A 20,925-nucleotide genomic window follows, 5' to 3' on the forward strand; every position below is an offset into this window, starting at 1 on the left:
CCCGAGGGTAGCCCCATGACCTATTGTGTGGCGATGCGCCTGGCCGACGGCCTGGTTTTCGCATCCGACTCCCGCACCAACGCGGGCTTTGACCAGATTTCGACCTTCCGCAAAATGCATGTCTTCGAACAGCCGGGGGAACGGGAACTGGTGATTCTATCGGCGGGCAACCTGGCCACCAGCCAGAGCGTGATCAGCCTGCTGGAAAACCGCGCCGGCTCCGAAGACCCCAATGTGTTCTCCACCGCCTCCATGTTCGAGACGGCAGAGGTTGTCGGCAGAACCATCCGCGAGGTTATTCACCGCGACAACCCCGAGGGCAAAGTGAACCATGTGGACTTCAGCTGTTCACTGATACTGGGCGGCCAGATCCGGGGCGAACAGGTACGCCTGTTCAACATCTACCCCGAAGGCAACTTCATTGAAGCCACTGAAGAAACGCCTTATTTCCAGATTGGCGAGTCGAAATACGGCAAGCCCATCCTCGACCGCGTCGTGAACTACAATTCCTCACTGGACCGGGCCTACCAGTGCGCCCTGATTTCCTTCGACTCCACCATGAAGAGCAACCTGTCGGTGGGGATGCCGCTGGATGTGGCCATATACCGCAACAACGAACTGAAGCCCTGCTTCGTCGACCGGGTGGACGAACACAACGACTACTTCCACCAACTCCGCCAACAGTGGCACCGGGGCATCCAGGAACTGATCAGCGGTCTGCAGCCGCCGGCGATCCGCTAGCTCAGTTGCGGTAACCGGTCAGTTCCATATACCCCACACCATCGTGGGAACCTGTCACCGTCACCGGGCTTTCCCAATACGGGTAGAGCCCGGCGTTCCAGTAGTCGCCGGGCGGCGCGGCAACCTGTACATCCACGTTTTGCTGTGGCATCCGCAGGCGCCACTCCACAGGAACCCTGCCCTGCGGCGAGGATTGCCAGTCGAGTGGGCTCAGGCTGATGTCGTTTCCGTTCAACGTTTCAACCTGCCCATTGGCGTTTATCCAGCTGCCAGACACGAAGGCGCCTTGGTCTTCCCGCAGGCGAAACGCCATCAGTTTATGGCCGTCATCCAGATGCAGGGCGAACCAGTCCCAGCCCTGCTGGCCAGCCTTCAGGAACTGACTGCTCCACTCGCGATCGAACCAGCCCTTGCCGGAAACGGCCAGGGTTTCATCGCCAAGGGTCACCGTACCCTCAATGTGCAGATCCACCAGGCTGAAATACATTGAGCCCTCGCCACTGGCGGATTTGGCACTGAACCCGTTTTTCCCATGGGGTACCGGTTTGCCGGTGTTGCTCAGGCGCAGATCGTAGCGCCAGTTACCGCCCTCAACCTGCAAATGCCACTGTTCGGAATCCGGTTGCGATACCAGCCGCCAGTCATCCAGCCATACCTGTAACGGGTCCGCCCTGGCCCCGGCATGCCCCAAATCACCCCGGGCCAGCTTTTCTTCAAACCAGTGCTCACCCTCAAATGACACGGCGGCGTGTGCCATCCACGCCGCGTCCAGGGGCCAGGCACTGGCCTCTGGTGGTTCCGCATTGGCGGGTCGCGGTTTCAAAGCCTGACGGAACTGTGTCCACTGCAGCCCCAGCGGTCTGCCGTCCTGGGTTTCCAGGTTAGCGGTCAGGTACCACCATTCAATACGGTGTTGCGGATGGGGCCCCCAGTCCTCGGGAAAGATCAGGGTGTCGCCTGGCTCCGGCTGCTGGAATTGCGATTGCTCCACCTCGCCTGTCTGCTGCGCAAGCCCGGCGAATCCGGTGTCGTTCTCCAAATCCGTACAGCCCGCAAGGACGACCGCCAGTAGGCCGGCAACAACGCCGGTTTGGATATTCATGGCTCCACCTGTTTAATGCTGTCCATGTGGCCAAGCTGCCGGCGCATCAGATGGGCGATTATCAGCCCTGTCGCCACGGCCACCAAACCCAGTTCAATCCAGAACAACGGGTACAGGTCCATCGGCAATGACCACCCAAAAGCCAGCGGGTTGATGCGACTGACCAGCACCCAGGTCAGCCACACGCCCAGCGGTAGCGCAGCAATGGTCACCGTGAGGGTCAGCGCCACCGACAGGCGCCGGAGCTGACGCCTGACCTTCGATGCAGGCAGTCCCCAAACGCCCAGCAGTTGAAAGTATTTCACCCGGGTAATGAAAAAGACCCATCCCATAATCAGCAGGGCCATCGCCGCCAGCAACAAGGTCAACAGGCTGATGGCGCGGGTAAGCAGGAACGTCTGACTGAAGACCTTCGACGCCAGGGCCCGGATGCTGTTGTTGTCCCTGATGGTGAGTTCCGACGTCTGCCAAGTGTCCGACAGGCGCCCGCGGATGTCGGACATCGCCACGCCGCCGGGTGTCACCGAAAAGCTTTGGAAGTGGGGCTTGAAAGCCGCCGGCAGCGCAGAACCGGCCATCAGAATTTCCCCCGCAGGCCGCCCGTAGTCGGCGTAGATAGCCACCACTTCTGCATTGCGATTGGTATCCGCTAATCTGATGTCGAGGGTGTCGCCCACCTCAAGCCGGTAGCGCCGGGCCAACTGCTCATTGATCATTACGCTATCGGTCTCAAGCTTTTGCCAGGGCTCCTCAACACTTTCCAACAGAGACCATTTTGTCACCAGATCACTGATTGGCATCAGGGCAAACAGGTCCACCGCAATACGCTCATTGCCAAGGCCGCGTTGCCCCCCGGAATCCGCCCTCGCAATGTGTGCCTGGCCACGGATCACACGATGCCACGGCCCGATGCCGTCCAGGCTCTGCAATTGCGCAGCCGCCATGTCGGCGTCTGCATTCGCAGGCACCTCCACATAGAACTCCGCTTCCAGGCGCTGGGCCAGCCAGGTTTCGAAGGTGCCCTCAAAGGTCGTCACCAACGCCTGCACCGCCAGCACCGTGGCCATGGCAAATTGCAGTGCCACCACCGGCAACGCCAGGTGCCGGAACATCACCGCCAGTTCCCGTTGCCGCCAGCGGGCAAGTGGGTCTTCTCTTTGTGAGCCGGTGCGACTGGAAAGCCGTTGGGCAAGCAGCGCCAACCATCCAGGTGTCAGCCAACCGGCGCCCGCAAACACCATCGCCGTCGCGACAAAGACCCAGGCCAGGGCCGGGGCCAGGGCAACCCCCACCAACCCGACCAGAAACATCAGGAAGGCAATCGTTCGCCCCCGGCCCTGGCCAGCCATCGCCCGCCAATGCGCCGGGACCACCCAGTCCACCAGACAGACCGCCAGCACCAGAAAGACCACGATGGCGGCGGCCCTCCAGGGCAGCGCTTCTTCAGCGCCGGCATAGACGGCCACATCAAACAGACTGTCGAGGGCCTGGCCGAAACCGCTACCCAGCATCCCGGCAAGCTTTGCCCCCAACCATAACCCCGGCACAACGCAAATACCGGTCAGCACCAACAGCTCCAAGGTCAGCCACTGCGTTATCCGTTGGCGAGGCACTCCGAACCGGTGCAGCAGGGAAAAGCTGCCGTGCCGTTGAGCAATCCCCAATCGATGTACGCTGCGCACCAGAAGGCCCGTAATCAGAAGCACCAGGAGGCTCAGGGCATCCAGATTCAGCAGGAAACTGTCCGCCAGTTCACCGGTGGGTGGGCCCATGGAAAACTCACGCAGGATATAACCGGTTGGCAAATCACGGTTCTCATCCCGCGTCAGCAGGTAAAGCCGGCTGCCGTACCCTTCTTTCGAAAGTTCTGCGGCCTCGCTGATATCGAGGAAAGGCGCACCATCCAACGTGTCGGCACCACTGCCGAGGCCAGTGTCACCGAAACACCCCATCGCCAGCGGGTCGATGCCGATCACCCGCCCTTCCGGCGGCGGTCGCTGCAGCTCCAGCCAGGGCGCCACACACACGCCGGCCATACGCAGGGCAGCAAAGTCATCCACACCCACCGGTCGCCCATCCGAGCGAATCACATGAGCGCGAGCCGCCACCGCATTCTCGCTCTGCAACAGACTATTGCGGGCCTGGTCGGTCAGTACCGTCACCCCGGTCCAAAGCATGGTTGCCAGCACAATCATCAACGCCAGAGCCAACAGCTGGATGGGGTGGCGGCGGTAGTGGCTGACGAAGGCGCGCGCAAGCATCATTGGTCAAACAGTCGTGCTGAGATCAAGCAAGTGGTCGCAGCGGGACGCCAGCTCCCTGTCGTGGGTAGCAAGGACCAGTGCACAACCGGTTTGCTGTTGCACAGTGAACAGGCAGTCCGCCACCTCATCAGCGGTGTGACGATCAAGGCTGCCGGTGGGCTCGTCCGCCAGAATCAACGCCGGAGCCATGGCGAATACCATGGCCAGCGCCGCTCGCTGGGCCTGGCCACCCGACACCTGATCCGGGTAACGGTCAGCTTCGGCCCCCACACCCAGGCGCTCCAGCCACTCACGCTCGCCGCCAGCAGCGTGGCCGGCCAAATGGGAGCGCAGGCGAACGTTGTCCAGCAGCGAGAGCGCGGGCATCAGATTAACGTCCTGGAACACCACGCCAATGGTGCGCCGGCGGAGTTCTGCCCAGCGCACTTCGGCGCCTGCGCCAGTTGCTGCAAAGGACTCACCCGCGACGGCGATGCGTCCGTCATCCAGTGTCTGCAGGCCACACAACAGGTTCAACAAAGTGCTCTTACCGGAACCTGATCGTCCCACAACCGCCAGGGACTCCCCCGAACAAACCGACAGGGACAGATCCGCCAGCACGGACACCCGCTGGCGACCGCTGATATAACCTTTACTTAACCCTTCAACGGCCAATACCGGACTTCCCATCATGCGCTCCGCTGGACAGTATCTTTAAGTACTATACAACCCGAATGCCCTTATGGATCCGGGCCGGGACGTTGGTGAATTTGGATTTAGAGGCAGAAATGCTACGACTTTAGTCTTAACTCCCCTCACTTTTTTGTTGAAAATCTGATCTAATTCGCCCCTCTTTACTTGTGCTTACATTACCTACATATTTTTACCGCCTGGATACATTGAGTTACCGGGCCACCAAAGATCTCGCCTCATGGATAGCTACAAAGAACCCCTGAAAGCCCTGGCTCGCCCCTATCGCAAGGCGGTATTAAAGGCGTTGCTGGTTCTCACCATGCTCGGGGGCGCCCTGTTTGCCATGCTCAACCTGCTCACAGGCAGTTATCCGTTAGCCATCGTCGAACTCGCAATGGGTGCATACGCCATTCTCGTTTACAGGGCGGTACGCAACACACAGCATCTTGAGCGCTGGATCATTGCTTACGCCATCCCGTTTTTCACCGCCATGATGTTCGCCATGACCATCCCCAGAGCCTCGGCCACCGTACACGCCTGGGTGCTCCTGATTCCGATCGTCTCTCACCTACTGATGGGCCGTCGACTTGGCCTGGCTATATCCGTGTTCTATATGAGCGTCGCCGGCATTATTTTCCTGCTCAGGTATCACGACGAGCCGGCCATGATGCAAGCGCTGCCAGTTGCCAACATTGCCGTCATCTCCCTGTGCATTCTGGTGTTCTCCCACGTCTACGAAGTGACCCGGGAACAGTCACAGCGCCAACTGCTCAAGATTGCCCAAACCGACACCCTCACCGGCCTTGCCAACCGGGCCAGGCTCAGTGACATCTTCAAACGGGAGCAACAGCGCAGCCGACGCTATAACACGCCGATGACCCTGCTCGCGCTCGACCTCGATCATTTCAAAGAGGTCAACGACCGCTATGGCCACGACACCGGCGATCTGGCCCTGCAACACGTTGCCCGTATTTTCCGGGAATGCCTGCGTGCAACCGATCTGGCGGCACGCCTGGGAGGGGAAGAGTTTGGCATACTGCTGACCAATACCAATGGCCAGCAAGGCCTGGAGGTGGCTGAAAAAATCCGTATTGCGGTCGCCTCTACCCCATTGACCGTCAACAACGACGTTATCCGTCTGACTCTCAGTGGTGGCGTCGCGGAGTTCGGGCCAGACGGCGAAACGCTGCGCCAGTTGGTAAGAGAAGCCGACAAACGTCTGTACGAAGCAAAGGACCGGGGCCGCAATCTGATCATCCCGGCGGAGACAACCGCCAGCCTTCTGGAACCGCTGGAGTCAGACACCCACCGCGCATGAGACAGAATGCCGCATCCGACTGAAGACATTCCCGCAGTAGCACCGTCGAAAACCCGCTAGAATGCATGCCATGGAATGGCTGACTCACTCACAAACCGGTTTTCAACAGGCGGCGCGCTACCTTCTCACCATGCGTCTGGCCATCGTGGTCATTCAGTTGGTCGCCGTTGCCATCGCCGACACCATGGTCACCCTGGCCCATCGGCCAGAAGCCCTGTTGATCTGCCTGCTCTACACCGTACTGGCAACCCTTGGCTGGCTCTGGTTTACCCGCCGGCCTCCCCGTTTGACGGTTACGGTCAGCCTCGGGCTCGCCCTGGATCTTTTCCTGATCAGCGCCTGGCTATTCCTCACAGGAGGCTATACCAATCCGCTTGTCTCGCTGCTGCTGCTTCCCATTGCCGTTGCCATCATCCTGGTCCCCTTGCGCGAAAGCATTGCTCTGACGGTCATCGGTTTTGGCTTCTACACCGCCATGGTGCTGTGGCACACGCCGCTTACCCACGAACATCACAACGCCAACCTGACCCAACTGCACCTGATGGGCATGTGGGCCACCTTTGCCATCACTGCCACCATGCTGTTGCTGGTGGTTGGCTCACTGGCCCGTCGGTTGCGACAGAAACAGGGACAACTGGCCGAATTCCGGGAGAACCGGCTCAGGGATGAACAGGTGATTGCCCTGGGCCTGTCCGCCGCGGCGGTGGCGCATCGGCTGGGTACGCCGCTGAACACCATGGCCCTGCTGGTGGACGAAATGAAATCCGTGCACACCGACCCTTCGCTTGCAGACGACCTTGGGTTGATGGAGAAGCAACTGGGCCTTTGCAGCAACCACCTGCACCAACTGTCTACTGCCGCCATGCAGGCCAAGGCCGCGCAGCAGGAAATCCTTCCGCTGCACTTCTGGATGATGCGGCTGCGGGAGTCAGCCACGCTGTTGTGGCCGGCGTCGCCCATCCACTGGCAGGCGCCATTCCCCGACCAGCCCGTCGCCGTGGATGCCACCCTGGACCAAGCCATACTGAACCTTCTGGCCAACGCCCTGACGGCCAGCCCATCGTGGGTCGCGGTCAGCGCGGGGGACAGCGACGAGGGACGGGTCGCAATCGTGGTTGAGGATCATGGCAAGGGTCTGGAACTCTCACTGCAGAACACCGCCGGCGATGGCGTTGTAGACTCCGAACATGGCCTGGGCGTAGGGCTGTTCCTCTCCAACGCCACCATCCAGCGCCACGGCGGCACCCTCAAAGCCAGGGCCGACCGCACGGGCACCACCATGATCATCGACCTGCCACAAGCGCAAGCCCATACCCAGGGCGACAAGGAGGCGGAATGAACGGCCAGTCGACCTGGTTGCTGATCGACGATGACGAAGCCTTCGTGCAGGTGCTACAGCGTTCCCTGAAGCGCCAGAACATCGAGGCCACGTGTGCCCTCAACCGTCTGGAGGCCATAGCAGCACTGGAATCACAGACCTTTCATCGCTGCGTGCTGGATCTCAACCTGGCCGGCGAAAGCGGCCTGCAATTACTGCCGGAGCTGCTGGCCCTTCAACCCGAACTGGAGGTGCTGGTACTGACGGGATATGGCAGCATCGCCACCGCCGTGGAAGCCATGCGCCGGGGTGCCGTCAACTACCTGTGCAAACCGGTCACACTGAGCCAACTGACGGCCGGTTTCAGCCCACTGGACGGCCCACCGGCAACCCGTGAAGAACCCCCAACGGTGGAGGAAATGGAGTGGGAACACATTCAACGGGTGCTGAACGAGCACGACGGCAATGTATCCTCAACGGCCCGGGCGCTGAACATGCACCGGCGAACCCTGCAACGGAAGCTTCAGAAGCATTCCCGCTGGCGGAATCAGTGATGCTATGAACACGCAGCGTTGGGTGCGGGTTAAACGGCGTCAGGCCAGGCGCCGTAGCCAGGTTTCACGCTGCAGGTAGATCACCATGATAACGGCTTTCACCACTTCATCCGCAACAAAGCCGGCAAACACACCCCAAAGGCCAAACCCAAGATAGAGCCCAAAATACCAGGCCACGGGCACCCCGACACCGGCAAAGCCAATCAGGGTGATCACCATCGGTGCGCGGGTATCGCCACCGGCCCTCAGAATGCCCGGAATAATCATGGTTAACGCCGTGGCACCGCTGTAAAGAACGCTCAGGGCCACCATCCAGATCACCCGCTCCCGGGTTAAATCGCTGATTTCGTAGAACTGCAGAAACAAGGGGGTAAGCAATGCCACGATCAATGTCAGCAACGGCAGCACCAGCAACACCATGCGGATACCCATGGCGGTGTAGGCTCGTGCCCGCTGCGGATGCCGGCCGCCCAGCGATTCCCCCAGGGCAATGCTAACGGCCTGCTGCAATCCGACACCCGGAGCCAGCGAAAACCCACGAATAATCGACGCCACCAAAAAGGCCGCGTAAGCTTCCGCACCCACCCGGTTAAACATCATGGTGTAAATGAACGCCGACCCCTGCCACAGAAAACCATCTACGGACAGCGGATACCCCAGGTACAGGATTCGCCTGAGCCGTTGCCACGCCAGCCCGGAGACATCCCTTACCCGGGCATTGACCGCCGGATGGCGGAGAACGGCGCGTAGCATGAACATCGCCTGAAACAGCCACGCCAGAACAGTGGCGATTGCAACACCGGGAAGCCCAAGAGGCGGAAACAGGGGCTCGGTTACGCCCTGAATGGCACCGCCAAACAGCAACAGGTAGTTACCAAGGGCGTTAAGCACATTGCCATACAGGGCCAGTCGCATGGGGGTGCGGGTGTTGCCGAGGGACTGGAGCACATACATGGCCACATGGGCAATTACCAGAGCAGGCAACCCCAGCCCGATGATCCACAGATAGCCATAGCCAATGCCCGGCAGCCCGGAGCGCTCCGCCGGAGCACGGAACAGGTCCGTAGTCAGCAAAGCCAGAAGCGACTCGCCAAAGACAATATAGAGAGCCCCAATGGCCACGCCCGTAAACAGGCCGGCGGTCAGCAGGGTTGCCAGGGTCTCACGGATCTCGGCGTGCTTCCGGGCGCCACGCAACTGGGCGGTAATCACGGCGCCACCCTCGGTCAAGGCCGCGTAGCAAAGCACCACCAGGAAATTCAGCTGCAGGCAGATTCCCAGCGCTGCGATGGTCTGCTCACCGAACTGACCCACCATCAGGTTGTCCACCACGCCGGTGAGCTGAAACAGATAGAACTGGATAATGATGGGCCAGGCCAGGGTCATCAACCGCTGGCGCACGGGGCCTGAACTGGGGACCATAGGCCGTTCCGGAAAGGGTATTGCCAGATACTAACAAGCCGGGGCTGGCTTGCAGTCCTCCCCGAACGCCTTTTGGGGGGCGTAGGTTGCTCCTGGGCTATCGGTTGCTGAAAACAACACCCAGGATTCCTCAGCGCCGCTTTTGCGGCAGTTTTCCCGTGTTTTTACTACGAATCGCCCCACTTTGCGCCAATCCCAGCAGGCGGCGAAACTTGGGGCACTCCATATGACTGGGCGCAGAACAAATCGCGGCATGCCTAAGACCATCGCGCATCGCTACCAATTCGTGAATGGTCCGATCCAGTTCGTCGGCCTTACTCACCAGCAGTTCCCTGTCGATCTTCGGATTTCCCTTCGACCCAATCATGCGGGCGATTTCATCGAGTGAAAACCCCACCGCACGTCCCAGCGCTATCAACGCCAGCCGCTCCAATATGCTGTCGTTGAAAACCCGGCGCAACCCTTGTCGGCCAATGGAGCTGATTAGCCCTTTCTCTTCATAGAAGCGCAACGTGGACGCAGGCACGCCAGACCGTTTAGCGACTTCAGCGATATCCATAAACACTCCTTGACCTCAAGTTGACTTGAAGTTGTACGATCTCAACAACGCGAAATCAAGAGGAATAAAGGAAGAGTTATGAACCAACTACTTTTTATCGTATTCATCGGCATCGGAGCGACGGCTGTAACGGACTTGTGGGGGATCGTACGCAAGACACTGCTAGGCATTCCGCCCCCAAACTACGGGATGGTAGGACGCTGGATTGCCCATATGGCTCACGGGCAATTTCGCCACGACTCTATTGCAGCATCGTCTCCCAGGCGCGCGGAACACTTCATAGGGTGGGTAGCCCACTATCTGATTGGCACGGCCTTCGCTGCCTTACTCATTGGTATCTGGGGTGAGTCTTGGATTGATAACCCAACGATTGGTCCTGCACTCGCCGTTGGCATCGGAACCGTGGCTGCCCCGTTCTTGCTGATGCAACCGGGCATGGGCGCGGGATTTGCCGCCTCCCGATCAAAAGACCCAACGGCAGCGCGACTGCAGAGCCTGATAACGCACACAGTGTTTGGTCTCGGCTTATTCGTATCCGGTTGGGTCACCCAAATCACTCAGTCACTGTGAACATCTCAGTCAGCAAACGATATCCAGGAGAACAGAATGCATATTCCAGCACGATTTGCCCCAATCTTATTCAGCGCCATGCTCTCGGCCATCATGGTCTGTATCGTATCCGCCTTTGTTCTTGCGACCTCGCAGGGGCTCCATTCCGGTTTCGCTGCACAGTGGCTCAAAAGCTGCCTGACAACCTGGCCAATCGCCTTCCCGACAGTCGCGATTGTGGCGCCGTGGGTGCGGCGGATCGTTGGGCGACTGACCGCTTGAATAGTGAGTTTCAATCCACGACGAAGAGCTTTGCGTCACGCCAGTGGCGGCCGGTGCTGTGACTTGTTATGGGCCAATTCCGTTGCCCACATTGCCGAGCAAACGCCAAAGCCCCGTAAGAATTCTAAATATGTAATCGTTGGCAGTGACAAAGCCCAACACACTCATGCTTACCGTAAAGACGAAGACAGGATAAAAAGGTGGAAGCACGCCGTTATTGAATTCCGTGATGACGTAAGCCACTACTGCGTATATAAGGGTTCCAGTCACGAAGGAACTTACTGCGCCGAAAAACGCGAAAGCCAAACGATCAATGAGAGTAATTTTGCCTTTGACTGATTTCATAAGTGCCCGCAACGACGCCAACACGCGCAACTTTATAGTGGAGGCGAAGTCGCAACGAAAAAGCTGCGCTGTGCTTAACCTTGTTAACCCTGGGCTGAGAATGCCTCATGGTACGACACTTCCCCTTTTGGGAACTCGCCAGAAAACGATAGCGCCTGAAAATAATCAGTAGGCACACCGGGAAAGACCAGCCCATCTACAACCTTGAATCCGAAGCGACCATAATAACCAGGGTCACCGAGCACCACGCAACCAGATGCACCCATTGCCTCAAGTGCGGCAAGAGAACTCTGAATTAGCTTTGATCCAATACCAAGCCCTTGATGTTCAGGAAGAACAGATATTGGCCCAAGCCCAAACCAGCCGGTTGTACCACCTGAAAGAGTGACCGGCGAAATCGCAACATGACCAATAATTTTCCCATCAGCTTTAGCCACTTGAGAGATAGTCAGCGCTCCCGCACGGCGAAGGGCATCTACAATAAATTGCTCGGTATGATCAGTATGAGGCGCGCTTAAAAAGGCCTGCTCTGTAACCTGATGTATTTTTGCATCATCACCGGATTTTTCATTAATTACTTCAATATTCAAACCGGGCCTCTCAAACGGATTACCGCCCTTGTTTTGCGGCCGACTTGCCAAAGTATAGGCTAGGAGTGTCCACTGCACCGGGGGAAGTCCACTCTCATCTATCCAATGCAACCCGATGTTCAAACGCTTCTATGAACACCTGAAGGACCAGGGAAAGATCCCAAAAGTCGCCATCGTTGCCTGCATGAGGAAGATGATTGTGGTGTTGAATACAATGATCAAAAACCAGGAGCCTTGGCGCCAACAAATGACTTAATTTATGGAATTGACACCACAGTCACTTGTTATGTGATTAAGACTAACCGACTCTTGGAAACACACCACTAAACCCACATTTTCCGCACTGGTAAAAGTCCGTATTGGTGCTGTGAGCCTGAATCACCAGTTCGATAGTGCGTTGCTCGCATACCCAACATTTAGGGCAATTGATGCCCTCAAATGTCTTAACCCTGGCATATGCGACACGAGAAGCATCGCTGTCAGGATCAGAGTTTTGTATATCGTTGGCGCACATAAGCGCGTGTTGCCGAAGTTCATCAATCAGTTCTGACATAGCCTCGTCCTTACACATAACGCTGAGGTAACCGGCGCCGAAGCGCCAGCGAAGGGGAGCAAAAGCGGTACGCTTTTGGCGTCCGGTTGACCGACTGGTTAACCATACACACTCCATAGACCGAATAGACCGCCAACAATCAGTGAGATGGCCATAAAATGAGTCAGCCACACATGCAGTGGCTTTCTGAATAAGCGGCCCCGTACGTCGGCTGTGAAACTTGCAGCGTGACCAACAACTAACACAGGCGCTAGCGTGATGGCAGCCATCAGAACCGACAGTGCAATGCCGACCGGAACGTTTTGCCAGTGCCCTGACAGCAGCTCCACAATGGTGAGACCTGCGCCCCACCCAGTAAGCGCCCCAGAAAATGGAACTACGAGAGCGGTTCCCAAAATTTCTGGGACACGGGACCGGTGAGAAACAATCAGCGAAACGCCAGCCCCCAAAAAAAGCACATATACGAACGGCTCAAAATTGAGGAGTGGAAGTAATTCGTCGCGCTGACGCGCAACTTCCACCGACAGACTTGCTAGAACGGTCAGAACAACAACTGCAATAAATGGGAAAAAGTACGCGATCATATGGTTAACAGCGTATTATGCGAACCCGTTCGTATAACTCCAATTCCGGCCGCCCCTTCCAATCCAATAAATTTCTTTAGAATCAACATCTAAACAGGAAACACCACGGCTACCGCCGGAGTTATACGCCCTCCTTGGTCTCTAACGCACCCGCGAATAAGGGCGTATAACTCCACAATGCTCTAAACCAGCTTCAACAGTATCAGATACTTATAACGATTTGCCGCCCCTTGCCTGGAGTTTTGCGAACCGGTTCGTATAACTCCAGGCTGCGAGGTCGGTTTTAGACCAAGCCCGTTCGCCAATCAGGGGCCACGGGTAACGACGAATTTCCGGTGTGGAACAGGCTCACGCAACGATAATGCTAAACTGGCCGCAGACTCACACCATCTCCAAAGGCAGGACAGCGCATTGAGCCAACTGAAACCTCTCGTTTCCAGGGAATGGCAAGCCTTCTGGCTGGCCATCGGGTTCCTGACACGCATTCCCATGCTGGTGCGTATCGACTATTCCCCCCGCCTGATGAATCAGTGCAGTGTCTATTTCCCTCTGGTTGGGCTGGTGCTCGGCGTCATTTATGCGGGGCTGTACATGGCTTTGGTGCAGCTTTGGAGCCCGCTGGTCAGTCTAATTCTTATTCTGGGTTTTCACCTGTGGATTACCGGCGCGTTCCACGAGGATGGATTGGCCGACAGTGTCGATGCGTTGGGCGGCGGGTATACCCTGGAAGCCAGGTTGCGGATCATGAAGGACAGCCGCATCGGCACCTACGGTACGGTGGCGCTGGTGGTTGCGTTGGTGCTGAAACTTGCGCTGCTGGATGAAGCTCAACCGGTGTGGCTGGCGCTGATCCTGGCCCCGATGGTGTCGCGTCTCGCGCCACTGATGATCATGGGCTTCCTGCCGTATGTGACCGACCCGGACAAGAGCAAGAGCAAACCGGTGGCCGAAGATTTCTCGCGTTCACGGCTGGCGATTGCCACCGTGTTCACCGCGATTGTCTCTCTGGCCCTTATCCCGTTTGAGACCAAAGCTCTGCTGTGGCTCGTTATCGCTACGCTGGGTACGGCTATTGTCTGGGGCGGGTACCTGCGCCGGCAACTGGGTGGCTATACCGGCGATACCCTCGGGGCCAGCGTGGTGTTTGCGGAACTGGTCCTGCTGCTTGGGCTTGCGATGTAAAGGTTCAACGGTCAGTTCCGAATCCGGCGAGTTTTTCCGGGTTTCGCTGGTACACTTTCCATCATGGACACATTAAACGATGACCTTTGCTACCAGGCACTGAAAACCCGTGACGCCCGATTCGACGGTCGCTTCTACACCGCTGTGTTGACCACCGGGATTTTCTGCCGCCCTATATGCCCGGCGGTGACGCCCAAGCGGGGGAACGTGCGTTTTTACCCGTCTGCAGAAACGGCCATGGCCAACGGCTTTCGACCCTGTCTGCGGTGCCGGCCAGAAGCGGCACCTGGTAGCCCGGCTGCTGCCGGGGTTCACACCACCGTGGCCCGGGCAGTGCGGCTGGTGGACGAAGGTGCTCTGGATAACGGCTCCGTGGCGGAGCTGGCCGAGCGGCTGGGCATTACCGACCGCTACCTGCGCCAGCTCTACAAACGCCACACCGGAGCCACCCCACAACAACACGCCCAGGCCCGGCGCTTACTGCGGGCCCGGCAGTTGATTGTCGACAGCAACCTCAGCATGACGGAGATCGCGGAGATTGCCGGTTTCAGCAGCTTGAGACGCTTCAACCACACCCTGAAAGAAGCCTACGGCAATGCACCGACGGCATTCCGCAGAGGTCTCAAGCCACCACTCAAAGCCACACAGAACGGTGCAGACGATCTTTTTCTGCCGGCACACGACGACCTGGTTCTGTTCCTGCGGGCCCGGCCACCGTTCGACAGTGAGCAGTTACTGACCTTCTTTCGGGCACGGGCCATTCCGGGCCTGGAAGCGGTTGGCGCGCACCACTACGCGCGATCGCTCTGCATTGCTGGGCAACCGGGGCTGGTCATCTGCCGCCCAAGCGACAATCCCCCGGGGGTGCAGGTTATCCTTCGTGGGCCGGCGCGGCAGACCATTCTGGAGGTGAGTGCGCGGATACGCCGTTTGCTTGATCTGGATGCGGACCTGCCCGGCATCAGCGAACACCTGGCGCAGGACCCGCTATTGGAACCACTGGTCGCACGGCATCCCGGCCTGCGCGTTCCGGGCAGTTGGGACCGGTTCGAGTTTGCGGTTCGGGCCATTCTGGGGCAGCAGGTGTCCCTCTCCGCGGCGCGAACCCTGGCCGGGCGGCTGGTGGCTCGTTATGGGCGGCCCCTTCCCGACGATCTTGCCGGGGGCACGGGTATTACCCATAGATTCCCGGAACCGGCAGCACTCGTCGGCCAGCCGTTGAACAAACTGGGTATGCCCGGCAGCCGTGCAGACACCCTGGCACGAATCACCGCCCGGTTTGCCGAACCCGGTTTTGCCGAGCAGGATGGCAACACCCTACTGGCGCAATTGGCACCCATGCGGGGCATCGGCCCCTGGACACTCCACTACCTGGCCCTGCGCGGCCTGGGGGATCCAGACGCGTTTCCCGCCAGCGATCTGGGCATACTCAAGGCCTCGGCCCATCTGGGCGGCCCGCGGGACGCCAAAGCCCTGACGCGCCACGCCGAACGCTGGCGGCCATGGCGGGCTTACGCAGCGCAGTACCTGTGGACATCACTGAACACCCATCCACCCCGGCAGGAGACACCATCATGACAACTCAAATTCATGTCAGCCGCTTCCCCAGTCCCGTTGGCCCCCTGAGCCTGGCCACGGTGGATGACCAACTGGTGCACCTGGACTTCGACGACAACGAAGAGCGCATGCATATGCTGCAAAACCGCCGGTTCCGGCAGCCGGAGTGGCGCGAGCAACCGAACAGCGCCCCCGGGACCATTATCGAGTGGCTGGACGCCTACTTCTCAGGGGTGATCAAGCCCCTGCCGTGGAAGGACATCCGCTTGACCGGCACTGAGTTCCAACAGCAGGTCTGGCAGGGGCTGACCGGGATTCCAGCGGGTGAGCACCGCTCGTACAGCGCGCTGGCAAACACCCTGGGCAACCCGAAGGCGGTGCGTGCCGTGGCTCGTGCCAATGCCCTCAACCCCATTGCCATTCTGATCCCCTGCCACCGGGTGATCGGAGCCAATGGTACGTTGACGGGCTACGCCGGCGGCCTGGAACGCAAGGCGTGGTTGCTGGACCACGAATCACGGAACCTGAAGAGGGTTTAACCCCACGGGGCTGTGCATTTGTGGCGATAATGGCGACAATCACCGCACGGATTTATCGTGTAAGGATCAGGAGCCCAGCCCCACATGTCATCGCAATCGCCTGTCGCCCCCACACAGGGCAAGCCGGAAGACAAACGCGCGCTCTGGTCCTGGGCGCTCTACGACTGGGCCAACAGCGCCTTTTTCACCATCATTCTGACCTTTGTCTTCGCTCAGTACTTCAGCGTGTCAGTGGTGCAGGACGAGGTAAAAGGCACGGAAGCCTGGGGCAACATCGTTGGCATTGCCGGTGTGTTCATCGCAATCCTGGCACCGATATTGGGGGCCATTGCAGACCAGTCCGGCCGTCGTAAACCCTGGTTTATCAGCTTCACCCTGCTTTGCGTGGTCTCCTGCGCCATGTTGTGGACGGTCAAGCCGGAGCAGAATCAGTTCTGGAACGCAGCACTGTGGGTCGGCCTGGGTACACTCGGCGCCGAGTTTGCGTTCATTTTCTACAACTCCATGCTGCCGGATCTCGCAAGCCCGGCGCGAACCGGGCGCTGGTCAGGCTGGGCCTGGGGGCTGGGTTACACCGGCGGCGTGCTGAGCCTTATCGTGGCGCTGTATGGCTTTATCGAAGCCGATGCCAACCTGTTCGACCTCAATCGGGACAGCGCCGAGCACGTGCGTGCCACGTTTGTGCTGGTAGCGGTGTGGTATCTGGTATTTGCCCTGCCGGCCTTTATCTTTGTTCCCGACCGCCCATCCACCGGCCTGGGAATTGCCGCCGCCACCCGCGCCGGGTTCCGGCAACTGAAGGAGTCCATCGCCCAGGTTCGCCAGTACAAGGACATCGTGCGCTTCCTGATCGCCCGCATGCTCTACACCGATGGCCTGGCCACTATCTTTACCTTCGGCGGGGTGTACGCGGCGGGTACGTTCAATATGGGCTCTACGGAAGTACTGCAATTCGCCATCGCCCTGAACGTCACCGCCGGCCTGGGCGCACTGGGCTTCGCCTGGGTGGATGACGCCCTCGGCGGGCGCAACACCATCCTGCTGTCACTGGTGGGATTGGGCTGCAGTGCCCTCGCCATTCTGGTAGTGGACGGCGCCACCGCGTTCTGGGTATGGGGCATGATCCTGGGCATCTTCGTGGGGCCATTGCAGTCCGCCAGCCGCTCTCACCTGGCCCGCATTGCGCCGCCGCACCTGCAAACGCAGATGTTCGGCCTGTTCGCGTTCTCTGGCAAAGCCACCGCGTTTGCTGGCCCGCTGTTGGTGGGATGGGTCACGGCCGTTACTGACAGCCAGCGCTGGGGCATGAGCACCATTCTGGTGTTCCTGGTGATTGGCTTCCTGCTGATGTTGACCATACCGGCCAGCGAAACACGGGAATCTGAAGCGGCAGGCTGACACCTTCAAGGCGCGGCGCTGGTTATCCATCCGATAATGGCGACCGCGGCCAACAGCCCGAGCCACAACCACACGCCGCGATGTACAAGTTGGATCGCCGCATCAATGGTCTCGGCCGATGCCGGTTCACCTTCACCGAGCATGGGCCGTTGCTTGATGCCTGAGGCGTAGGGCGCAGGGCCACCGAGTACAACTCTCAAAGCCCCGGCCCCTGCCGCCATGACCGGGCCGGCGTTCGGGCTGTCCCAGGCCGGCGCCTGTGCCCGCCAGCAACGAAAGCCGCCACGGACATCGCCAAGCAGGCTGTAGGTCAGCGCCGTGAGGCGAGCGGGTACCCAGTTCAATACGTCGTCCAGCCTCGCCGCAGCGCGGCCAAAATACTGGTAGCGATCAGTTCGATACCCCCACATAGCGTCCAGGGTGTTCACCAGCCGGTGAAGCAATACGCCCGGAACGCCGGCTACGAGAAACCAGAACAGGCTGGCGAACACGGCATCGGCGCCGTTTTCCAACATGGACTCGGTCGCGGCTGTTGCTACGCCACTGTCATCAAGCGCCGCTGCATCACGACTGACGATACGACCGACCTGTGCCCGGGCATTCTCAAGGTCGCCCCCATGCAACGCGTCAGACACTGCCCGGCCGTGCTCCGTCAGGCCACGAATGGACAGGGCGAAATACAGCACCACAGCCTGAACCAGCAAGTATTCCCAGTTCCCCAACCACCAGCGCAACCACTCGGCTGCCGCCAGTACGGGTATCACAGCGATGAACAGGGCCAGGAACCCGAGAACCATCGATCCCGCCATTCGCTCAGGTAGACGATTCATTCTCTGTTCGAGGAAGGCGGCGACATGCCCAAAGCCAACGAGCGGGTGCCACCGTCGCGGCTCACCCAGCCAGCGGTCCAATACGACGGCGATACAACAAGCTGTCACGGCAAGAATGAAGGCGTTCAAATCAGCAATGTCTCTTCGAGCGGGCGGTGGGTTGTCGTGATCGAAAGGAAGTCTAACCGAGTGGCTGCTATCCTTGACACTTTTTCAGGCCGGGTAGACCATCTTCGGCTCCCGACACTTTGCCACCTCAGGATCCAACCATGCCGCTGCCTTCCTGCTGGACACAGCCGTTGCCACCCTCCGACACCCATTTTTCTGAGCGGGCACGGCAACGCCAACACGTGCTTACCAAGCCCCGGGGGTCTCTGGGGCAGCTGGAAGACGTAGCGATTACACTGGCGGGCCTTCAGCGCACGCAACATCCGCAGGTCGACCCTGTCCGCATCGCTGTTTTCGCGGCGGATCACGGCGTCTGTGCGGAGGGCGTATCCGCGTACCCCCAGGAAGTCACCGCCCAGATGATTGCGAACTTTGCCAGCGGGGGTGCGGCTATCAGCGTGTTGGCTCGGGAACTGGGAGCCTCGCTGGAAGTGGTAAATCTCGGAACCGTCGGCGACGTTCCGCCGTTGACCGATGTACGTGATGAGCAGATCGCAGCGGGCACCGCCAATCTGGCCACAACCGACGCGATGACGCCGGGCCAGTTTGAACAGGCGCTGGCCAGTGGTGACAGGGCCGCCGCCCGCGCCGCGGATGACGGGTGCCGACTGTTTGTGGGCGGCGATATGGGCATCGGCAATACCACCAGTGCCACCGCCGTGGCCTGCGCGTTGCTGGAACAAAGCCCGGAAAACCTGGCCGGGCCGGGCACGGGGCTGGACGCAGCCGGCGTGTCTCGAAAGTGTGAGGTCATCGCCCAGGCGTTGGCCAGGCATGGCAACAACCGCGATCCCCTGGCGGTGCTGGCCTCCCTCGGCGGGTTCGAGATTGCTGCGCTGGCAGGCGCCATTCTGGGTAGCGCGGCGCGCGGCATTCCCGTACTGGTGGACGGATTCATTGTTTCCGTTGCCGCCTTAGTAGCTGTTCGCCAACAACCACAACTGCGGCACTGGCTTGTGTTCGCCCATCGTTCGGCGGAACCGGGGCACCAGGCGGTGCTCGACGCCATGAATGCCAGGCCGTTGCTGGATCTGGGTATGCGCCTGGGTGAAGGCAGCGGCGCTGCGGTGGCGGTTCCGCTGCTTCGCAGTGCCTGTGCCCTGCACAACCAGATGGCCAGCTTCGCTGACGCCGGCGTGACCGACAAGGACGAGGACTGAAGCGGGGATGACCAATAACCAGAACACCACTGCGTTTTTCGACCTGATCCGTCATGGTGAACCTGCCGGCGGGCCCATGTTCCGGGGCAGCAAGGATGATCCACTGAGCGACACCGGCTGGCAGCAGATGAACGCGGCTATCAGGGACGATGACCAGTGGGATGTGATCATCACCTCCCCACTGCTGCGCTGCCGCCTCTTCGCGGAACAGTTGGCGGAGCAACGTCAGATTCCGTTGCACCAGGAGCCACGGCTGAGGGAGATTGCGTTCGGTGACTGGGAGGGCAGAACCTCCGAGAACATCATGGCGGATACGCCCGAGGCGCTGACCCGCTTCTGGAGCGACCCGGTTCGTTATCCTCCGCCCGGTGGTGAGGCTATCACCGAGTTCCGGCAAAGGGTCAGCAGCGCCTGGCAGGATTGGCAAACCCAAGCGGCAGGCAAGCGGGTACTCGTGGTGTGCCATGGCGGCGTGATTCGCATGCTCCTGGCGGAGGTGATGGGTATCCCCACTGAACGCTCTTTTTCAGCGTTAACGGTACCCTACGCCTGCCGCAGCCGTATCCGCGTGGACATCTCGGAGCATGGCCTGCTCAGTTGCCTGCAAACGCACGGCGCATAATCAGCCTTTCAACGTTTGCGACAGCCCCGCCACGCTCATCAGCACCCGCTCACAACGGGCGGCAAGATCCTGGTTGAGCCACCCCAGTTCATCGCAGAAACGGCGGGTGAGCGGGTCCATGCCGATGGTACCCAGGCCCACTTCATTACTGACAATCACGATTGGGCCCGGGTAGTTCTCCAGTGCCCGCAGGAAGGCGGTACGCTCACGGGCAAACACTTCATCGCCTGCAAACAGCAGGTTGCTCACCCACAGGCTCATGCAATCCACCAGCAACAAGGGTGGTTGTGGTTCCCTGGCGTAACCATCCAGCAGGGAGGCCAGCTTCAAGGGCTCTTCTGCCAACCCCCATTCCGGCGGCCGATTCTGCCGGTGGCGGGCCACCCGCCGGGTCATTTCTTCATCGTCGGCGGTCGCCGTTGCAACATAGACCACCGGTGAACCGGCGTCACAGGCAATACGCTCCGCCAGCGCGGTTTTGCCGGATCGAATGCCCCCAAGGACCAGTGTATGAATAGCAGACAAAACCCAACCTCTCGTGTGTAAACCAACGCTATCTTGCCCAACATCATGGCCGTAAAACAGCGCCACTGCTATATTGCGTGATAAATTCCAG

The 20,925-nt window shown here is 59.6% G+C and carries 22 protein-coding genes; 12 read left to right on the plus strand and 10 right to left on the minus strand.

Annotated features, from left to right (window positions below; translation table 11 throughout):
* Positions 1–15: 15 nt before the first annotated feature.
* Positions 16–741, plus strand: a complete 726-nt coding sequence (locus tag SIC19_RS08950; RefSeq protein WP_127402342.1) for a proteasome-type protease — start codon at positions 16–18, stop codon at positions 739–741.
* Position 742: 1 nt separating this feature from the next.
* Here the strand turns inward: SIC19_RS08950 and SIC19_RS08955 are convergent, their stop codons facing one another.
* Genes SIC19_RS08955 through SIC19_RS08965 form a run of 3 tightly spaced genes read right to left on the minus strand, consistent with a single transcriptional unit; the run spans position 743 to position 4,776 of the window.
* Positions 743–1,843 carry a lipocalin-like domain-containing protein gene (locus tag SIC19_RS08955; RefSeq protein ID WP_075195509.1) on the minus strand — a complete coding sequence of 367 codons (1,101 nt, stop codon included), beginning with the start codon at positions 1,841–1,843 and terminating at the stop codon, positions 743–745.
* The gene (locus tag SIC19_RS08960; RefSeq protein WP_227662325.1) at positions 1,840–4,107 is read right to left on the minus strand and encodes an ABC transporter permease; all 2,268 of its coding nucleotides are present in this window, start codon (positions 4,105–4,107) and stop codon (positions 1,840–1,842) included. The genes SIC19_RS08955 and SIC19_RS08960 overlap by 4 nt, the downstream gene beginning before the upstream one ends.
* 3 nt (positions 4,108–4,110) lie before the next feature.
* On the minus strand, positions 4,111–4,776 hold the full coding sequence (locus tag SIC19_RS08965) for an ABC transporter ATP-binding protein (protein WP_185906498.1): 666 nt from the start codon (positions 4,774–4,776) through the stop codon (positions 4,111–4,113).
* Positions 4,777–5,017: 241 nt separating this feature from the next.
* Between SIC19_RS08965 and SIC19_RS08970 the strand changes: the two genes are divergently transcribed.
* From SIC19_RS08970 to SIC19_RS08980, 3 genes are all read left to right on the plus strand, one after another.
* The gene (locus tag SIC19_RS08970) at positions 5,018–6,097 is read left to right on the plus strand and encodes a GGDEF domain-containing protein (protein WP_036202215.1); all 1,080 of its coding nucleotides are present in this window, start codon (positions 5,018–5,020) and stop codon (positions 6,095–6,097) included.
* A 70-nt stretch (positions 6,098–6,167) separates the two neighbouring features.
* Positions 6,168–7,436 carry a sensor histidine kinase gene (locus SIC19_RS08975; protein ID WP_091641561.1) on the plus strand — a complete coding sequence of 423 codons (1,269 nt, stop codon included), beginning with the start codon at positions 6,168–6,170 and terminating at the stop codon, positions 7,434–7,436.
* Complete coding sequence (locus SIC19_RS08980; protein ID WP_127402344.1) at positions 7,433–7,969, plus strand: response regulator transcription factor; 537 nt, start codon at positions 7,433–7,435, stop codon at positions 7,967–7,969. Before SIC19_RS08975 ends, SIC19_RS08980 begins: the two co-directional genes overlap by 4 nt.
* 39 nt (positions 7,970–8,008) lie before the next feature.
* On the opposite strand, the gene SIC19_RS08985 is transcribed toward SIC19_RS08980, so the two are convergent.
* Together SIC19_RS08985 and SIC19_RS08990 are read right to left on the minus strand one after the other, a co-directional pair.
* Positions 8,009–9,391, minus strand: coding sequence for an MATE family efflux transporter (locus tag SIC19_RS08985; protein ID WP_127402345.1), 1,383 nt, complete (start codon positions 9,389–9,391; stop codon positions 8,009–8,011).
* A 130-nt stretch (positions 9,392–9,521) separates the two neighbouring features.
* A complete protein-coding gene (locus SIC19_RS08990) occupies positions 9,522–9,950 on the minus strand; it encodes a helix-turn-helix domain-containing protein (RefSeq protein WP_127402346.1) in 429 nt (142 codons plus the stop codon).
* A 78-nt stretch (positions 9,951–10,028) separates the two neighbouring features.
* Here SIC19_RS08990 and SIC19_RS08995 point away from each other — a divergent pair, with 78 nt between their 5' ends.
* Together SIC19_RS08995 and SIC19_RS09000 are read left to right on the plus strand one after the other, a co-directional pair.
* Positions 10,029–10,520, plus strand: coding sequence for a DUF2938 domain-containing protein (locus SIC19_RS08995; RefSeq protein ID WP_075195516.1), 492 nt, complete (start codon positions 10,029–10,031; stop codon positions 10,518–10,520).
* A 36-nt stretch (positions 10,521–10,556) separates the two neighbouring features.
* On the plus strand, positions 10,557–10,781 hold the full coding sequence (locus SIC19_RS09000; RefSeq protein ID WP_075195517.1) for a DUF2798 domain-containing protein: 225 nt from the start codon (positions 10,557–10,559) through the stop codon (positions 10,779–10,781).
* A gap of 428 nt (positions 10,782–11,209) precedes the next feature.
* Here the strand turns inward: SIC19_RS09000 and SIC19_RS09005 are convergent, their stop codons facing one another.
* From SIC19_RS09005 to SIC19_RS09015, 3 genes are all read right to left on the minus strand, one after another.
* Positions 11,210–11,716, minus strand: coding sequence for a GNAT family N-acetyltransferase (locus SIC19_RS09005; protein ID WP_075195564.1), 507 nt, complete (start codon positions 11,714–11,716; stop codon positions 11,210–11,212).
* Positions 11,717–12,014: 298 nt separating this feature from the next.
* Positions 12,015–12,269: a hypothetical protein gene (locus SIC19_RS09010; protein WP_127402347.1), complete on the minus strand. Its 255-nt coding sequence runs from the start codon at positions 12,267–12,269 to the stop codon at positions 12,015–12,017.
* 98 nt (positions 12,270–12,367) lie between these two features.
* Positions 12,368–12,853 (minus strand): hypothetical protein, encoded by a 486-nt coding sequence (locus SIC19_RS09015; protein ID WP_075195519.1) that lies wholly within the window; start codon positions 12,851–12,853, stop codon positions 12,368–12,370.
* Between the two features lie 411 nt (positions 12,854–13,264).
* Between SIC19_RS09015 and cobS the strand changes: the two genes are divergently transcribed.
* From cobS to SIC19_RS09035, 4 genes are all read left to right on the plus strand, one after another.
* On the plus strand, positions 13,265–14,035 hold the full coding sequence (gene cobS / locus SIC19_RS09020) for an adenosylcobinamide-GDP ribazoletransferase (RefSeq protein WP_075195520.1): 771 nt from the start codon (positions 13,265–13,267) through the stop codon (positions 14,033–14,035).
* 63 nt (positions 14,036–14,098) lie between these two features.
* The gene (locus tag SIC19_RS09025; protein WP_127402348.1) at positions 14,099–15,613 is read left to right on the plus strand and encodes a DNA-3-methyladenine glycosylase 2 family protein; all 1,515 of its coding nucleotides are present in this window, start codon (positions 14,099–14,101) and stop codon (positions 15,611–15,613) included.
* Complete coding sequence (locus tag SIC19_RS09030) at positions 15,610–16,131, plus strand: methylated-DNA--[protein]-cysteine S-methyltransferase (RefSeq protein ID WP_126810825.1); 522 nt, start codon at positions 15,610–15,612, stop codon at positions 16,129–16,131. The genes SIC19_RS09025 and SIC19_RS09030 overlap by 4 nt, the downstream gene beginning before the upstream one ends.
* Before the next feature lie 84 nt (positions 16,132–16,215).
* Positions 16,216–17,529, plus strand: a complete 1,314-nt coding sequence (locus SIC19_RS09035) for an MFS transporter (RefSeq protein ID WP_126810826.1) — start codon at positions 16,216–16,218, stop codon at positions 17,527–17,529.
* Positions 17,530–17,534: 5 nt separating this feature from the next.
* On the opposite strand, the gene cbiB is transcribed toward SIC19_RS09035, so the two are convergent.
* Complete coding sequence (gene cbiB, locus SIC19_RS09040; RefSeq protein WP_126813049.1) at positions 17,535–18,476, minus strand: adenosylcobinamide-phosphate synthase CbiB; 942 nt, start codon at positions 18,474–18,476, stop codon at positions 17,535–17,537.
* A gap of 152 nt (positions 18,477–18,628) precedes the next feature.
* On the opposite strand from cbiB, the gene cobT reads away from it, so the two are divergent.
* On the plus strand, positions 18,629–19,687 hold the full coding sequence (cobT, locus tag SIC19_RS09045; protein WP_127402349.1) for a nicotinate-nucleotide--dimethylbenzimidazole phosphoribosyltransferase: 1,059 nt from the start codon (positions 18,629–18,631) through the stop codon (positions 19,685–19,687).
* A gap of 7 nt (positions 19,688–19,694) precedes the next feature.
* Complete coding sequence (locus tag SIC19_RS09050; protein WP_126810828.1) at positions 19,695–20,309, plus strand: histidine phosphatase family protein; 615 nt, start codon at positions 19,695–19,697, stop codon at positions 20,307–20,309.
* Here the strand turns inward: SIC19_RS09050 and cobU are convergent, their stop codons facing one another.
* On the minus strand, positions 20,310–20,825 hold the full coding sequence (gene cobU / locus SIC19_RS09055; protein ID WP_085682073.1) for a bifunctional adenosylcobinamide kinase/adenosylcobinamide-phosphate guanylyltransferase: 516 nt from the start codon (positions 20,823–20,825) through the stop codon (positions 20,310–20,312).
* Positions 20,826–20,925 lie beyond the last annotated feature (100 nt).

It is taken from the genome of Marinobacter sp. MIT930201 (assembly GCF_047122665.1).
GTDB lineage: Bacteria > Pseudomonadota > Gammaproteobacteria > Pseudomonadales > Oleiphilaceae > Marinobacter > Marinobacter salarius.

Excerpts from the sequence above, each read along its gene's own strand:
- SIC19_RS08950 (WP_127402342.1), top strand. The coding sequence starts at position 16 with ATGACCTATTGTGTGGCGATGCGCCTGGCCGACGGCCTGGTTTTCGCA.
- SIC19_RS08955 (WP_075195509.1), bottom strand. The coding sequence starts at position 1,843 with ATGAATATCCAAACCGGCGTTGTTGCCGGCCTACTGGCGGTCGTCCTT.
- SIC19_RS08960 (WP_227662325.1), bottom strand. The coding sequence starts at position 4,107 with ATGATGCTTGCGCGCGCCTTCGTCAGCCACTACCGCCGCCACCCCATC.
- SIC19_RS08965 (WP_185906498.1), bottom strand. The coding sequence starts at position 4,776 with ATGGGAAGTCCGGTATTGGCCGTTGAAGGGTTAAGTAAAGGTTATATC.
- SIC19_RS08970 (WP_036202215.1), top strand. The coding sequence starts at position 5,018 with ATGGATAGCTACAAAGAACCCCTGAAAGCCCTGGCTCGCCCCTATCGC.
- SIC19_RS08975 (WP_091641561.1), top strand. The coding sequence starts at position 6,168 with ATGGAATGGCTGACTCACTCACAAACCGGTTTTCAACAGGCGGCGCGC.
- SIC19_RS08980 (WP_127402344.1), top strand. The coding sequence starts at position 7,433 with ATGAACGGCCAGTCGACCTGGTTGCTGATCGACGATGACGAAGCCTTC.
- SIC19_RS08985 (WP_127402345.1), bottom strand. The coding sequence starts at position 9,391 with ATGGTCCCCAGTTCAGGCCCCGTGCGCCAGCGGTTGATGACCCTGGCC.
- SIC19_RS08990 (WP_127402346.1), bottom strand. The coding sequence starts at position 9,950 with ATGGATATCGCTGAAGTCGCTAAACGGTCTGGCGTGCCTGCGTCCACG.
- SIC19_RS08995 (WP_075195516.1), top strand. The coding sequence starts at position 10,029 with ATGAACCAACTACTTTTTATCGTATTCATCGGCATCGGAGCGACGGCT.
- SIC19_RS09000 (WP_075195517.1), top strand. The coding sequence starts at position 10,557 with ATGCATATTCCAGCACGATTTGCCCCAATCTTATTCAGCGCCATGCTC.
- SIC19_RS09010 (WP_127402347.1), bottom strand. The coding sequence starts at position 12,269 with ATGTCAGAACTGATTGATGAACTTCGGCAACACGCGCTTATGTGCGCC.
- SIC19_RS09015 (WP_075195519.1), bottom strand. The coding sequence starts at position 12,853 with ATGATCGCGTACTTTTTCCCATTTATTGCAGTTGTTGTTCTGACCGTT.
- SIC19_RS09025 (WP_127402348.1), top strand. The coding sequence starts at position 14,099 with ATGGACACATTAAACGATGACCTTTGCTACCAGGCACTGAAAACCCGT.
- SIC19_RS09030 (WP_126810825.1), top strand. The coding sequence starts at position 15,610 with ATGACAACTCAAATTCATGTCAGCCGCTTCCCCAGTCCCGTTGGCCCC.
- SIC19_RS09035 (WP_126810826.1), top strand. The coding sequence starts at position 16,216 with ATGTCATCGCAATCGCCTGTCGCCCCCACACAGGGCAAGCCGGAAGAC.
- cobT (WP_127402349.1), top strand. The coding sequence starts at position 18,629 with ATGCCGCTGCCTTCCTGCTGGACACAGCCGTTGCCACCCTCCGACACC.
- SIC19_RS09050 (WP_126810828.1), top strand. The coding sequence starts at position 19,695 with ATGACCAATAACCAGAACACCACTGCGTTTTTCGACCTGATCCGTCAT.